At 70.0% G+C, this 14,199-nt stretch carries 14 protein-coding genes; 7 read left to right on the top strand and 7 right to left on the bottom strand.

From position 1 onward, the window contains the following. The first annotated feature begins 4 nt into the window (after window positions 1-4). Entirely contained in the window at window positions 5-910 is a 906-nt protein-coding gene (locus E8A49_RS02190) for a LysR family transcriptional regulator (RefSeq protein WP_293375889.1), read from the top strand. 6 nt (window positions 911-916) lie between these two features. On the opposite strand, the gene E8A49_RS02185 is transcribed toward E8A49_RS02190, so the two are convergent. The 4 genes from E8A49_RS02185 to ispH all read right to left on the bottom strand — a co-directional run bounded on the left by E8A49_RS02185 (window position 917) and on the right by ispH (window position 3,886). Continuing rightward, on the bottom strand, window positions 917-1,369 hold the full coding sequence (locus tag E8A49_RS02185; RefSeq protein WP_293375887.1) for a MarR family winged helix-turn-helix transcriptional regulator: 453 nt from the start codon (window positions 1,367-1,369) through the stop codon (window positions 917-919). 75 nt (window positions 1,370-1,444) lie between these two features. Continuing rightward, window positions 1,445-1,912 carry a ribonuclease HI gene (rnhA, locus tag E8A49_RS02180; protein ID WP_293375885.1) on the bottom strand — a complete coding sequence of 156 codons (468 nt, stop codon included), beginning with the start codon at window positions 1,910-1,912 and terminating at the stop codon, window positions 1,445-1,447. Then, window positions 1,909-2,874, bottom strand: a complete 966-nt coding sequence (thrB, locus tag E8A49_RS02175; RefSeq protein ID WP_293375883.1) for a homoserine kinase — start codon at window positions 2,872-2,874, stop codon at window positions 1,909-1,911. The genes rnhA and thrB overlap by 4 nt, the downstream gene beginning before the upstream one ends. Before the next feature lie 55 nt (window positions 2,875-2,929). Continuing rightward, entirely contained in the window at window positions 2,930-3,886 is a 957-nt protein-coding gene (ispH, locus tag E8A49_RS02170; RefSeq protein WP_293375881.1) for a 4-hydroxy-3-methylbut-2-enyl diphosphate reductase, read from the bottom strand. A gap of 129 nt (window positions 3,887-4,015) precedes the next feature. On the opposite strand from ispH, the gene E8A49_RS02165 reads away from it, so the two are divergent. The 4 genes from E8A49_RS02165 (at window position 4,016) to E8A49_RS02150 (ending at window position 9,924) form a co-directional block, all read left to right on the top strand. Further along, the gene (locus E8A49_RS02165; RefSeq protein ID WP_293375879.1) at window positions 4,016-4,738 is read left to right on the top strand and encodes a Tat pathway signal sequence domain protein; all 723 of its coding nucleotides are present in this window, start codon (window positions 4,016-4,018) and stop codon (window positions 4,736-4,738) included. After that, window positions 4,735-6,507 (top strand): arginine--tRNA ligase, encoded by a 1,773-nt coding sequence (gene argS / locus E8A49_RS02160; protein ID WP_293375877.1) that lies wholly within the window; start codon window positions 4,735-4,737, stop codon window positions 6,505-6,507. The genes E8A49_RS02165 and argS overlap by 4 nt, the downstream gene beginning before the upstream one ends. Window positions 6,508-6,568: 61 nt before the next feature. Beyond that, window positions 6,569-9,238, top strand: a complete 2,670-nt coding sequence (locus E8A49_RS02155; RefSeq protein ID WP_293375875.1) for a sensor histidine kinase KdpD — start codon at window positions 6,569-6,571, stop codon at window positions 9,236-9,238. Beyond that, window positions 9,235-9,924 (top strand): response regulator, encoded by a 690-nt coding sequence (locus E8A49_RS02150; RefSeq protein ID WP_293375873.1) that lies wholly within the window; start codon window positions 9,235-9,237, stop codon window positions 9,922-9,924. Before E8A49_RS02155 ends, E8A49_RS02150 begins: the two co-directional genes overlap by 4 nt. A 3-nt stretch (window positions 9,925-9,927) precedes the next feature. Here E8A49_RS02150 and E8A49_RS02145 read toward each other — a convergent pair whose 3' ends face one another. Then, window positions 9,928-11,082: a patatin-like phospholipase family protein gene (locus tag E8A49_RS02145; protein WP_293375872.1), complete on the bottom strand. Its 1,155-nt coding sequence runs from the start codon at window positions 11,080-11,082 to the stop codon at window positions 9,928-9,930. 146 nt (window positions 11,083-11,228) lie between these two features. Between E8A49_RS02145 and E8A49_RS02140 the strand changes: the two genes are divergently transcribed. Then, window positions 11,229-12,011, top strand: a complete 783-nt coding sequence (locus E8A49_RS02140; protein WP_293375870.1) for a 3-hydroxybutyrate dehydrogenase — start codon at window positions 11,229-11,231, stop codon at window positions 12,009-12,011. A gap of 5 nt (window positions 12,012-12,016) precedes the next feature. Beyond that, window positions 12,017-12,772: an acetoacetate decarboxylase gene (locus tag E8A49_RS02135; RefSeq protein ID WP_293375868.1), complete on the top strand. Its 756-nt coding sequence runs from the start codon at window positions 12,017-12,019 to the stop codon at window positions 12,770-12,772. A gap of 210 nt (window positions 12,773-12,982) precedes the next feature. Here E8A49_RS02135 and E8A49_RS02130 read toward each other — a convergent pair whose 3' ends face one another. Beyond that, complete coding sequence (locus tag E8A49_RS02130; RefSeq protein WP_293375866.1) at window positions 12,983-13,582, bottom strand: hypothetical protein; 600 nt, start codon at window positions 13,580-13,582, stop codon at window positions 12,983-12,985. A gap of 26 nt (window positions 13,583-13,608) precedes the next feature. Then, window positions 13,609-14,190, bottom strand: a complete 582-nt coding sequence (locus tag E8A49_RS02125; RefSeq protein ID WP_293375864.1) for a hypothetical protein — start codon at window positions 14,188-14,190, stop codon at window positions 13,609-13,611. Window positions 14,191-14,199: the final 9 nt, after the last annotated feature.

Here is a 14,199-nt window from a genome sequence, read left to right as displayed (position 1 = left end):
GGCCATGGATCGTTTGGACGCCCTGCGCCTCTTCGTCCGGGTCGTGGAGAGCGGCAGCTTCTCGGCGGCGGCGCGCGAGGCGGGGGTCGGCCAGTCGGCGGTCAGCAAGCAGATCGCCGCGCTCGAGGCGCGTCTCGGCGCGCAACTGGTGCGCCGCACCTCGCGCAGCATGAGCCTGACCGACGCGGGCCAGGGGTTCTACGAATCGGCGGTGCGGCTGGTGGACGAGTTCGAGGCCGCGGAATCCCTGATTGGCCGCGGCCAGTCGGCGCCCTCAGGCCTGGTGCGGGTGACCACCGCGCCGGTGTTCGGGCGGCTCTACGTCGTCCCCAGGCTGCCGGCCTTCTTCGCGCGCTATCCGGACATCTCCATCGAACTCTCCGCGTCGGAGCGCGCCGTGAACCTGATCGAGGAGGGCGTCGACCTGGCGATCCGCCATGGCGTGCTGGCCGACTCCGCGCTGATCGTCCGCAAGTTGGCCAACGCGCCCTTCGCCACCGTCGCGAGCCCGGCTTATCTCGCCGCGCGGGGCGTTCCGGCGACGCCCACCGAGCTGCAAGGCCACGCCTGCCTGATCTTCGCGCCGCATCGCGAGGTGCGGCCGTGGGAATTCCGCGACGGCGCGGGCGTCGTGCTGCATCACCCGGCGGCGAACTTCCGGACGGGCGACGCCGAGCAGATCCGCGCCGCTGTGCTCGCCGGCCTGGGGCTGAGCCACGGACCGATCTGGCTCTTCGCGCCGGAGATCGCGTCGGGCGAGGTGCGTGTGGTGCTGGGCGCCTATGCGCCCGGGCCGCTGGCGGTGAGCGCCGTCCATCCGGCGGGCCGGCGGCTGCCCACCAAGTTGCGGGTGCTCATCGACTTCCTGGCCGAGGCTTTCGCCGGCGCGCCGGGACTGGCCGCGGCCTGAGCCCGCTCAGTCGTCGCCGCGTTCGCCGAGCCAGGTGCGCAGCGCGCGCAGGAAGGGCAGGGCCTCGCGGAACTCCTTCTGGGTGAAGCCGTCGCGCAGGCTTTCCATCTTCGGGCGCAGAGAGAACATCGCCTGGCTGTAGGCGGTGCGGCCCGCGGGCGTCAGCCAGATGCGCTTGCGCCGCCCGTCGCTCTGGCAGTTCTCCACCAGCACCAGCCTGCGCGCGGCCAGCCGCTGCAGGGTGTTGGTGAGGCCGCTCTTGGTCATCTGCAGGGCCTGGGCGACGCTGAGCGGGGTGATGCCGTCGCCGCGCCGCGAGAGCAGGTTCATCACCTCGAACTGCGGATAGGTCAGCCCGACCGGCAGCTTGCGGGCGATGGCGGTGCGCGCCAGGTGCTCGATGTAGCGGATCTCGTCGAAGACCTGGACGTCGGCGTGGTCTTCCGGTTCGGCGGCCATGGCGGCCTCCTGCGTCGGCTTTGAATTCCGTACAGCTTACGCTGTTCGAAACCGAACGGCAAGTTCGAGGTCGAACTACTTGACGCGCGCGTCAAGGGTCTCGGTCAGGCCGCGGCGCGCCAGCTCGTCGGCCCGCTCGTTGAACTCGTGGCCGGCGTGGCCCTTGATCCAGCGCCAGTCGACCTCGTGGCGCTGGCGCGCCGCGTCGAGCCGTTTCCAGAGGTCGTCGTTCTTCACCGGCTTCTTGTCGGCGGTTTTCCAGCCGCGCGCCTTCCAGCCGTGGATCCATTCGCGGATGCCATTGCGGACGTACTGGCTGTCCGTATGCAGCTCTACCCGGCAGGGACGCTTCAGCGCCTCCAGGGCCTGGATCGCCGCCATGAGCTCCATGCGATTGTTTGTGGTCTGAAGTTCGCCGCCCCACAGCTCCTTCTCGGCGAGCTGGGTTTTGGGGTCGCCATAGTGCAGCACCGCGCCCCAGCCGCCAGGCCCCGGATTGCCGGAGCAGGCGCCGTCGGTGTGGATCACCACCTGCGGGGTCATGCGGGCGCTCCGAAAAGGACGAGGTCGGGCGAAGCTCTGTGTACGGCCAGCTTGCGCTCGTACTCCAGCGGGTCCTTCGGCCGGACCAGAGCGCCGGCCGGGGTCGCGCCCCAGTCGTGCAGCCGAGTCAGGAAGAAGCGGATGGCCGCCCCGTGCGCCAGGATCGGCAGGGCCGACCGTTCGAGATCGGACAATCTGCGCCGGCTCTCATAGCCGGCCACCAGGGCGCGGGCGCAGGTGATGTTGAAACTGCCGTCCGGCTCGAAGCACCAGGCGTTGAGCGCCACGGCGATGTCGTAGGCGAAAGCGTCGACACAGGCGAAGTAGAAATCGATGGCGCCGGCGAATTTCCCTTGGGCGAAGAAGACGTTATCGGGGAAGAAGTCGGCGTGGATGACGCCCTGCGGCAGATCCTTTGGCCAGCGCGCCGCGAGCTGTTCGAGATCGAACGATATGGTCTTGGCCAGCCCCGGCTTCAACGCCTCCGCGGCCAGTTCGAGCGACGCGAACATCGGCGCCCAGGCCGCCTGGCCGAGGTCGTTGGCGCGGGTGAGCGGGAAGCCCTCGGCGGCCAGGTGCAGGGCCGCCAGGCCCGCGCCCGCCTCGCGGCAATGGGCGGCGGTCGGCCGGCGGGCCGCCAGCCCCGGCAGGAAAGAGACGATGGCGCAGGGCTTGCCGCGCACGCTCCTGAGGATCCGGCCCTCGCGGTCGGCGATGGGCGTGGCGCTCGGGAAGCCGTGGGCCGCGATCCAGCGCAGCAGCTCCAGGAAGAACGGCAGGTCGGCGGCCTTCACCCGGCGCTCGTAGATGGTCAGGAAGAACCGGCCGGCCTCGGTCTCCAGCAGGAAGTTGGAGTTCTCGATCCCCTCGGCGACGCCCTTCAGGCTGACCGCCTGGCCCAGGTCGTAGTCGGCCAACAGGGCTGCCAGCTCCTCGTCGGTGATATCGGTGTAGACCGCCATGACTCCCCGGATGGGCGAGGTGCGCGGAGTCGTCAAGCGACGCCCGGAGGTCTTCTCAGCTCACCAACTGCCGCGGCAGCTTGAACGTCACCGTTTCGCGCTGCGCCTCGATTTCCTCGATCAGCAGGTCGAAGCTCTGCGACAGGCGTTCGATCACCCCCTGCACCAGGATCTCCGGGGCCGAGGCTCCGGCGGTGACGCCGACCACGGCGGCTCCCGCCAACCAGCTCAGGTCCAGGCCCGCGGCGTCGTCGAACAGGTGGGCCTGGGCGCCGGCCTTGCGCGCCACCTCGGCCAGGCGCACCGAATTGGAGGAGTTGGCGCTGCCCAGCACCAGCAGGACGTCGCAGCGCGCGGCCACCGCCTTCACCGCGTCCTGCCGGTTGGTGGTGGCGTAGCAGATGTCTTCCTTGTGCGGCGCGGCGATCTGCGGGAAGCGCGCCTGCAGGGCGGCCACCACCTCGGCCGTGTCGTCGACCGACAAGGTCGTCTGGGTGACGAAGGCGACGTTGGCCGGGTCGCGCGGGACGAAGGCGTGGGCGTCCTCCAAGGTCTCCACCAGGGCCACGGCGCCGGGCGGCAACTGGCCGAGCGTGCCCACCACCTCCGGATGGCCGGCGTGGCCGATCAGCACGATCTCGCGGCCGGCCTCGAAGTGGCGGCGCGCGTCGACGTGGACCTTGGAGACCAACGGGCAGGTGGCGTCGAGGAACAGCATCCGCCGCGAACGGGCCTCGGCCGGCACCGCCTTGGGCACCCCATGGGCGGAGAACACCACCGGCCGGTCGTCGGGACATTCGTCGAGTTCCTCGACGAAGATCGCCCCCAGCGCCTTCAGCCGCTCGACCACATGGCGGTTGTGGACGATCTCGTGGCGCACATAGACCGGCGCGCCATATTTCGCGATCGCCCGCTCGACGATCTGGATCGCCCGGTCGACGCCGGCGCAGAACCCCCTGGGCGTGGCCAAGAGAACGGTAAGCGGCGGGCGGGAAACGGGGGACTGCGACATCGCGCCTAGGGTAAGGCTCCAAGGCCGTGGCCGCCAGCCGCGTTGCCGCCGCATTCTGCAAGTTGTACTTAGGCGCCAACAGGCGCGAAAGTCCGCGCCGCTATTTGCCCGAAAGCACGGACGCCTCCCATGCGCCGCTACGTCCTCCTCGCCGCCTCGGCCTTCCTCATCGCGACGCCCTTCTGCGCGCACGCCCAGTACGGACCGGGCGGCGGGGGCGGCGGCATGGGCGGCGCGGGCGGCGCCGGCCCGTCCAAGCAGGACCAGGAAGACGACGCCAAGAAGAAGAAGCGCGACAAGGAGTGGGGCGACTCGAAGGCGCCCCTGCAGGCGCTGCGCAACTCCGGCCCCTGCCCGTTCGTGAAGGCCCTCTACGACGCCAGCCGCTACATCGAGTTCAAGGACGGCCGCGAGGCCTCGGCCGAAGTCGGCTATTCGGGCGAGATCCAGGGCATCTCGGCCGGTTGCCAATACAAGGACGCCGAGCCGATCCAGGTGCAGATGGACATCCTGTTCGAGCTCGGCAAAGGCCCGCAGGCCACCGCCACGACCAAGACCTATCATTACTGGGTGGCCGTCACCGACCGGAACCGCGAGGTGATCGCCAAGCAAAGCTTCGACCTGCCGGTGACCTTCCCGGCCGGCAAGGACCGGGTCTACATGACCGACAGCCTGGCCAACATCCTCATCCCGCGCGGCACCCAGACCACCTCGGGAGCCAATTTCGAGGTGCTGATCGGCTTCGACGTGACGCCGCAGATGGCGGACTTCAACCGCCAGGGTAAGCGCTTCCGCGTGAACGTGGGCGGGCCGACCGTGGCGGCCAACGGGACCGCGCCGCCGACCCGATGAGCGACCTCAAAGGGGTCCTGAGCGAAGCGGTCGAGGCCGCCTTCGCGAGCCTTGGCTTGCCGCCCGAACTGGGCCGGGTGACCGCCTCCGACCGACCCGACCTCGCCGACTTCCAGTCGAATGGCGCCTTGGCCGCCGCCAAGCGGGTGGGCAAGCCGCCGCGCGAGATCGCCTTGGGCGTGGCCGAGCGGCTGGCCGGCGATCCGCGCCTGGCCGGCGTGGAGATCGCGGGACCCGGCTTCATCAACCTGAAGCTCTCCGACGCCGCCTTAAGCCAGCGGGCGCAGGCCATCGCCGCCGATCCGCGGGTCGGCGCGGCCAGCGTGGCCGAGCCCCGGCGCGTGCTGGTGGACTACGGCGGCCCCAATGTCGCCAAGCCCATGCACGTGGGCCACCTGCGCGCCTCGATCATCGGGGAATCCATCAAGCGCCTCTACCGCTTCCGCGGCGACACCGTGCTGGGCGACGCCCACTTCGGCGACTGGGGCTACCAGATGGGCCTCCTGATCGGGGCGGTGATGGACGAGGCGCCGGCGGTCGCCGCGGCGGTGGACGCGCTGAACGCCGGCGAGACCGCCGACACTGCGGCCTTCGAAGCGGTCAGCCTGTCCGATCTCGACCGGCTCTATCCGGAAGCCGCCGCCAAGGGGAAGACCGACACCGACTACCGCGACCGGGCGCGGAAGATCACCGCCGGCCTGCAGGACCGCCAGCCTGGCTACTTCCAGCTCTGGAAGCGGTTCCGGAACGTGACCCAGATCGCCCTCGAGCGCGACTTCCATGCGCTCGGCGTCGACTTCGACCTGTGGAAGGGCGAGAGCGACGTCGAGGACCTGATCGACCCCATGGTGGACGAGCTCGCCGCCAAGGACCTCCTGGTCGACGACCAGGGCGCGCGGATCATCCGGGTCTCGCGGGAGGGCGACAAGCGCGAGCTGCCGCCGTTGCTCGTGGTGTCGTCGGAAGGCTCGGCCATGTACGGCACCACCGACCTCGCCACCATCCTCGACCGCAAGAAGAGCTTCGATCCGCAGCTGGTGATCTATTGCGTCGACCAGCGCCAAGCCGACCACTTCGAGATCGTGTTCCGCGCCGCCTACCTGGCCGGCTACGCGGCGGAGGGCGAGCTGCAGCACGTCGGCTTCGGCACCATGAACGGGACCGACGGCAAGCCCTTCAAGACCCGCGAGGGCGGGGTGCTGAAGCTGGCCGACATGATCGAGATGACCCGGGAGAAGGCGCGCGAGCGGCTGCACGAGGCGGGCCTGGGCGAAGACCTGCCCGCCGACGAGTTCGAGGATATCGCCGGCAAGGTCGCCGTGGCGGCGCTGAAGTTCGCCGACCTGCAGAACTTCCGCGGCACCTCCTACGTCTTCGACCTCGACCGCTTCACCAGCTTCGAGGGCAAGACCGGGCCCTATCTGCTCTACCAGGCGGTGCGGGTGAAATCCCTGCTGCGCCGGGCCGTGGAGGCGGGCGCCGAGGCCGGCCCCATCGCCATCGCCGAGCCGGCGGAGCGGGAGCTGGCCCTGACCCTCGACGCCTTCGACGCGGCCCTGGCCGAGGCCTATGACCGCCAGGCGCCCAATGCGGTGGCCGAGCACGCCTACCGGCTGTCACAGGCCTTCTCCAAGTTCTACGCCGCCTGTCCGATCCTGCAGGCGGAGCCGGCGGTGCGCGGCTCGCGGCTGGCGCTCGCCTCGACCACGCTCGCTCAACTCGAGCGCGCCCTGGACCTGCTGGGGATCGCCGTCCCCGAGCGGATGTAGGCGGCCGCGACGTCAACCTCGCACTCGACGCCGACCGGCCGCTGGCGCACCTTAGGCGGCGATGGCTGAACCGCGCCGACCCGATCCGGATGCCCTGCTGGCGGCGGTGGACCGTCCCGGACGCGGGCGGCTGAAGGTCTTCCTCGGCATGTCGCCGGGCGTCGGCAAGACCTACGAGATGCTGCGCGCTGCACGCCGGCGAAAGGCCGAGGGCGTCGACGTGGTGGTGGGCGTGGTGGAGACCCATGGCCGCCGCGACACCCAGGCCCTGCTGCGCGGCCTGGACGTCATGCCGCGCAAGCCCATCGAGCATCGCGGCGGGACGCTCCTGGAGTTCGACCTAGATGCGGCGCTGGCCCGGCGGCCGGGCCTCCTGCTGATCGACGAATACGCCCACTCCAACGCCCCCAGCTCGCGCCATCCCAAGCGCTGGCAGGATGTGGAGGAGCTGCTGGCCGCCGGCCTCGACGTCTGGACGACGCTGAACGTCCAGCACCTGGAGAGCCTGGTCGACGTGGTCTGGAAGATCACCGGGGTGCGCCAGCGCGAGACCGTGCCCGACAGCGCGCTCTCCCGCGCCGACGAGATCGAGCTGATCGACATCACCCCGGCCGAGCTGCGCGAGCGGATGGCCGAGGGCAAGGTCTACCTGGGCGAGACCGCCCGGCTGGCCGCCGAGCGGTTCTTCAAGACCGAGAACCTGACGGCGCTGCGCGAACTGGCCCTGCGCCGGGCGGCCCAGACGGTCGACGGCCAGCTCATCGGGGCGATGAAGCGGGCCGGCGTCGAGGGCCCCTGGGCGGCGGGCGAACGGATCCTGGTGCTGGTCGGCCCAGACGCCATGGCCGCTTCGCTGGTGCGCGCGGGCCGCCGGCTCTCGGACATGATGATGGATGCGCCGTGGACGGTGGCGCACGTGGAGCGGCCGAATATGTCGCCGCCGACCCCGGCCGCCGCCCAGAAGCTGCGCGAGGCGCTGAAGCTGGCCGAACAGCTCGGCGGGGCGACCGTGGTGCTCACCGGCGACGACCTGGTGGACTGCGTGCTGGATTACGCGCGGCGCAACAACCAGACCCAGATCGTGGTCGGCAAGACCCGCCACCGGCGCCGGCCCTTCCAGCGCAACCTGATCGAGTCCCTGCTGAGCGAGAGCTCGGGCGCGGCCCTGCATGTGATCACCGAAGCCGCCGAGGGCGAGGAGACGCCCGCGCCCGCGCCGCGCCGGGCGATCTCGTTCCCCTGGCTGGGGCACCTGGGCGCCCTGGCCGCCGTCGCGGTGGCCGGCGGGGTGTCCTTCCTGGTCGACCGCTACGCCCAAAGCGCCAACCTCGCCATGGTGTTCATGTTGAGCGTGCTGGTCTCTGGCCTGGCCTTTGGCCTCTGGCCAGCGGTCACCGCGGCGGCCGCCTCGGCGCTGGTCTACAACTTCTTCTTCCTGGAGCCGCGGCTCAGCTTCTTCATCGGCCACGCCGCCGACGTGTTCACCTTCGCGGTGTTCTTCGCCGCGGCCCTGACCACCGGCTGGCTGACCGGCCGGGTGCGCGATCAGGCGATGGCGGTCAGCCGCCGGGCCTCCGGCGTGGCGGCGGTGCTGTCGGCCACGCGCCGGCTCTCGTCCGCCGCCCGCGCCCAGGACGCGGCCGTGGCGCTCGCCGAACAACTGGCCGCCGCCACCAGCGCCGCGGCCGTGGTGCTGACGCCGGAGGGCGAGGACATCGCCGTCACCGCCGCCTCGCCGCCGTCGCCGACGCTCTCGGCGGGCGACATGGCCGCCGCCCGCTGGGCCTGGGAGAAGGGTGAGCCGGCCGGCGCCGGCACCGGCACCCTGCCCAACGCCGCCTGGACCTTCCGGCCGCTGCAGGGGGTGAAGTCCCGTGCTGGGGTGGTCGGGGTCGAACCCAAGGCGGTGGCCACCGAGGACGGCGAGCGGTTCGTGAGCGCCCTGCTGGACCAGGGCGCCGTCGCCCTGGAGCGGGCCGAGTTCGCCGCCGAGGCCGCCAGCGCCGAGGCGCTCCGCCGCTCCGACCGGCTGCGCTCGGCCCTGTTCAACTCCATCAGCCACGACCTGCGCACGCCGCTATCGACCGTGCTGGGGGCGGCCACCACCCTGATCGACTTCGGCAAGTCGCTGACGCCCAAGGTGCGCGCCGACCTGCTGATCTCCATCCGCGAGGAGGCCGAGCGGCTGAACCGCTATGTCGGCGACCTCTTGGACATGACCCGGCTGGAGGGCGGCGGCCTTTCCACCCGCCGGGAATGGGTCGACGTGCGCGACGTGCTGCGCGCGGCGGTGGACCGGGTGAAGCGGCGGCTGGAGAACCGCAAGCTCGACCGCGACTTTCCGGCCCAGCTCTCGATGGTCATGGCCGATGCCTCCCTGCTGGAGCAGGCCCTGGTCAACATCCTGGAGAACGCCATCGCCTACAGCCCCGACGGCACGGCCATCGAGGTCGCGGCCTATGAGGACCGTGGCAATGTGGTGATCTCCATCGAGGACGAGGGCCGCGGGATCCCGACGACGGAGCTGGAGCGGGTGTTCGAACGCTTCCGGCGCATGGAGGAGGCGACCGACCGCGGCAAGGGCGCGGGCCTGGGCCTGGCCATCTCCAAGGGATTTGTCGAGGCCATGGGCGGCCGCATCGCCGCGGCCAGCCCGATCCATGACGGGCGCGGCACCCGCATCCTGATCAGCTTGCCCAAGGAACGGGCGACCCCCGGGCACCTGCTTTGAGCGCGCACAAGCCCCGCATCCTGGTCATCGACGACGAGCCGCAGATCCACCGCTTCCTGGGTCCGGCCCTGGACGCGGCCGGCTATGAGGCGGTGCGGGCCGACACCGCCGCGGCCGGCTTGCGCGAAATCGCCCGCAAGGCGCCCGACGTGGTGGTGCTCGACCTCGGCCTGCCGGACATGGACGGCAAGCAGGCGCTGGAGAAGGCCCGGGCCTTCTACAAGGGCCCGATCATCATCCTGTCGGCCCGCGACCGCGAGACCGAGAAGATCGACGCCCTGGACCTGGGCGCCGACGACTATGTGGAAAAGCCGTTCGGGGTGGGCGAGCTTCTGGCCCGCATCCGGGCGGCGCTGCGCCACAGGCTGCAGGACGCGGGCGCGCCCACCGTGGTCACCGCGGGCGACCTCACCGTCGATCTCGTCAAGCGCCTGGTGACCCGCGCCGGCGTGGCGGTCCGGCTGTCGCCCCGGGAGTACGACCTGCTGGCCCAGCTGGTGGAGGGCGCCGGCAAGGTGGTCACCCACCGCCATCTGCTGACCGCCGTCTGGGGGCCGGCGCACGAGGAGGACGTGCAGTACCTGCGGGTCTTCGTTGGCCAGCTGCGCCAGAAGATCGAGCCCGACCCCGGCCAGCCCAGCCTGATCCTCACCGAGCCCGCCGTCGGCTACCGCTGGATGGGCTGAGCCCTAGCCCTCGGTCTCGCGGTGGATGTCGTGGGTCAGGATGCCGGCGTTGGGGGGCGGCATCTGCAGCCAGTCCTTGCGCGTCAGCGTGCGCTCGGTGTCCAGGAGGCCGCTGGCCCAATGCTCGCGCATGGAGGTGCCGGAGAACTCGTAGTCCTTGGCGTTCCCCTCATAGGCCTGCTGTTGGTAGATCAGCTGCAGGACGGTGAGCGCCGGGAGCGTCGCGAGCTTGTCGCGCATGGCCCGCTCCTCGTCCGTCAGGTCGGCGTCCGGCACCTTCAGCAGGGCGTTGTAGGCGCGGGTCTTCCAGCGTTGCAGCCGCTGGAACATGTCGGTCACCTGGCGGGTGCGCGACGAGTACATGATGTCCTTATGCCGGCCCATCACGTCCTGCATGGTGCGCGGCATCAGTCCGTGGGCGTTGAACAGGTCCACCTGGAAGACCAGGGAGTTGATGTCGTCGTCCTGGGCCAAGAGGTGCTGCAGCGGGGTGTTGGAGACGATGCCGCCGTCCCAGAACCAGTCGGTGCCGATCTGCACCGCGGGCAGGGCGGGTGGCAGGGCGCCTGACGCCATCACATGCTCCGGCCCGATCTCGGTGGTGGCGTTGTCGAAGAAGATGAAGTTGCCGCTAACCACATTGACCGCGCCCACCGAGAAACGCACCGCGCCGCTGTTGATCCGGTCGAAGTCGACCAGCTCCAGCAGGGTCTCGCGTAGCTGGCCGTTGTTATAGTAGGCGGTGGCGGCGCGGGCGCCGGCCGGGGTCAGCCAGGGGCTCACCGGATTGGGCTCGAAGAAGCCCGGCTGGCCCATCATCAGGGTGAACAGCGAACTCGTGGCGTTGCGGGCGTTGCGGTAGACGTCGCCGTCCGGGGTGTAGGCCCAGATGGTCCGCGAGGTGATCCGCTCCCAGAAGGTCTTGAGTTTGTCGAGCCGCTCGTCCGGCGCGTTGCCGGCGATGATCGCCGAGTTGATCGCCCCGATGGAGACGCCGGAAACCCAGTCCGGCTCGATGCCGGCCTCGTGCATGGCCTGGTAGACGCCGGCCTGATAGGCGCCGAGCGCGCCCCCGCCCTGCAGCACCAGGGCCACCCGGCCGCAGCGGTCCGGTCGCCAGCCGGCGGCGAGAGGGGCAGTCTTCGTGCGCGCGTCCATGGTCAACATTTAGGCGAGAGCTTGCGACAACGCCGTGACAAGCCGCCGTTTGCGCAAATCTGTCATGAATACTTGATGTAAACATCAGACTTCCCGCCGATCACTAGAGGCCCGCGCGCCTCGGCCCGGAATTGGGAAGGAAGCTCATGCTCAACGGAAAAGTCGCCCTGGTCACCGGCTCGACCAGCGGCATCGGCCTGGCGGTCGCCCGGGCCTACGCCAAGGCCGGGGCCGACGTGATGATCAACGGCTTCGGCGAGGCCGGCGCCATCGAGAAGGAGCGCGCCGGCATCGAGGCCGAGTTCGGCGTCAAGGCGCTCTACTCCGGCGCCGACATGAGCCAGGGCGACCAGATCGCCGCCATGGTCGCCGAGGCCGAGGAAAAGCTGGGCCGCCTGGACGTGCTGGTGAACAACGCCGGCATCCAGTTCGTCTCGCCGATCGAGGAGTTCCCGCCGGCCAAGTGGGACCAGATCATCGCCATCAACCTGTCAGCCGCCTTCCACGCCATCCGCGCCGCCGTGCCGGGGATGAAGGCCCGCAAGTGGGGCCGGATCATCAACACCGCCTCGGCCCACGCCCTGGTCGCCTCGCCGTTCAAGTCGGCCTACGTCTCGGCCAAGCACGGGATCGCGGGCCTCACCAAGACCGTGGCGCTGGAAACGGCGACCTTCGGGATCACCGCCAACGCCATCTGCCCGGGCTATGTCTGGACCCCGCTGGTCGAGCACCAGATCCCCGAGACCATGGAAGCGCGGCACATGACGCGCGAGCAGGTGATCAACGACGTCCTGCTCACCGCCCAGCCCACCAAGCAGTTCGTGACGGTGGAGGAGATCGCCGACCTGGCCCTCTACCTGGCCTCCGACAGCGCGCGCTCGATCACCGGCGCGATCCTGCCCATCGACGGCGGCTGGACCGCGGAATAATCGTCATGAACGCCGCCGACATCCTCAAGCTGCCGTCCATGCCGATGGCCGGCCCGAGCTATCCCGCCGGGCCCTACCGCTTCGTCGACCGCGAATACATGGTCATCACCTACGAGAGCGATCCCGAGGCGATCCGCGCCCAGCTGCCCGAGCCGCTGGAGCCCATCGACCAGCCGCTGGTGGCCTATGAATGGATCCGCATGCCGGACTCCACCGGCTTCGGCGACTACACCGAAAGCGGCATCGTCATCCCCTGCCAGTACAAGGGCGAGGCGGTGAACTTCGTCTCGCAGATGTACCTGGACGACGATCCGCCGATCGCCGCGGGCCGCGAGATCTGGGGCTTCCCCAAGAAGTACGCCCATCCGAAGCTGGAGATCATCAAGGACACGCTGACCGGCACCCTGGAGTACGCCGGCCAGCAGGTGGCCGTGGGCACCATGGGCTACAAGCACGAGAACATGGCCGGCAACGGGGTGGCCACCGCCGCCAAGGTGGCCAAGACCCAGATCAACCTGAAGCTCATCCCCGGGATCGACGGCTGTCCGGCGATCTGCCAGCTGGTGGCGTTGAATCTCACCGACGTCGAGGTGAAGGGCTCCTGGCGCGGGCCGGGTCGGCTTCACCTCGTCCCGCACGTGAACGCGCCGGTCGCCGACCTGCCCGTGCGCCGGGTGGTCGAGGCGCACCACTTCATCGCCGACCTGACCCTGCCCTACGGCCGGGTGCTCTACGACTACCTGGACCCGCCGGCGGTTTAGGCGAAGCGCCAATTGGCGATCCTCCTCCCCTTGTGGGGGGAGGTGTCGGCCGAAGGCTGACGGAGGGGGTCGCGCTCCGCTCTCCGCGCGATACTGAGCCTCGGATAGCGCCGAGAGACCGAGAAACCCCACCTCCGACCCGCTCCGCGGGCCACCTCCTCCCACAAGGGGAGGAGGACGTTGAGGCGCTGGCCCAAGTGTTTATCGATCTCAGCCGCCCTCCGGCTCGGTGTTGCGGTTCACAAGGGTGTAGCGGTTGATCCAATTCACCTCCCAGGTCTTGCCGCCGTCGGCGGAGAAGGCCTGCTCGCTGACGTGGGTGGTGGGGCTGGTGCTGTAGACCGAGAAGCGCACCAGGATCGCGCGGCCGTTGAACGGCTCCTGGTCGTAGAAGTCGATGCGGCCGTCCTTGAACTCACCGACGCCCGGGATGTCGTTCAGCTTGCCGACCGCAGAGGTGGCGAAGTTGATGCTCCACTGGCCGGTGGCCGGGTTGTAGACCCGCAGGGCGATCAGCTCGAGCGGGCCGGCCGGGGTGGCGGCCCTGAGTTCGGCCATGTTGGCGCGGCCGCCCCAGATCTTCCGCACCACCGTGTGGCCGTCCCACTCCACCCAGTCGTTGGCGCCGGCGAGCGGGTGCATCAGCCGCTTCGAGTGCTCGGTCCAGGTCCCGAAGGTGAAGTCGAAGTCGTGGCTGCCGTCGCGCGGGGCCGCGGCCTGTGCGGAGGCTTGGGCGGCGGCGGGAAGCGGCAGGGCGACGGTAACGGCGAGGCCGAGCGCGGCGAAGCGGAGGGCGGCGTGTCTGGTCATGGGGTTTCCTTCAGCGGTCCGGCGGGTCACGAGTGGATCTTGGTCTTGTGCGCCACGAACGAGACCGCCCAGGTCTTGCCGCCGTCCGCGGAGTAGTCTTCCTCGTACTTATGGGAGGTGGGCGTGATCTCCGACCAGGTGGCGCGCACCAGGATGGCGCGGCCGTCCAGGGTGTCCTGCTGGAAGAGCTCGCCCTTGCCATCGTGGAAGGACCCGACCATGCCGCCGCCGAAGGTCCCGCCGGCGCTGCCGATGAAGCTCTGGCTCCACTGGTGCGCCACGGGGTCGTAGAGGAACAGGCTCATGCCCTCCCAGCGCCCTTTGGGTCCGTCAGCCTCGATCTCCTCGATGGAGGCCTTGCCGCCCCAGATCTTGCGGATCGTGACGGTTCCGGTGAGCTTCATGGACTCCGTGGAACCGGAGAGCGGATGCAGGCGGCGGGTGATCTCGGTCTTCCAGACGCCGAAATCGAAGTCGAAGTCATGGCTGCCGTCGCGGGCGATGGCGGCCGGGGTGGGCGCAGCCTCGGCGGCAAAGGCCGCTGGGGCCGCCGCGAACGCCGTGAAGGCCAGTACGGCGGCGCTCGCGGTGCGCAAGGACGGGATCATGGAAGTCGC

The organism is Phenylobacterium sp. (assembly GCF_004799515.1).
Taxonomy (GTDB): domain Bacteria; phylum Pseudomonadota; class Alphaproteobacteria; order Caulobacterales; family Caulobacteraceae; genus Phenylobacterium.
Note: the sequence above shows the minus strand (reverse complement) of the source record. Positions and strands in the feature narration are given on the sequence as shown.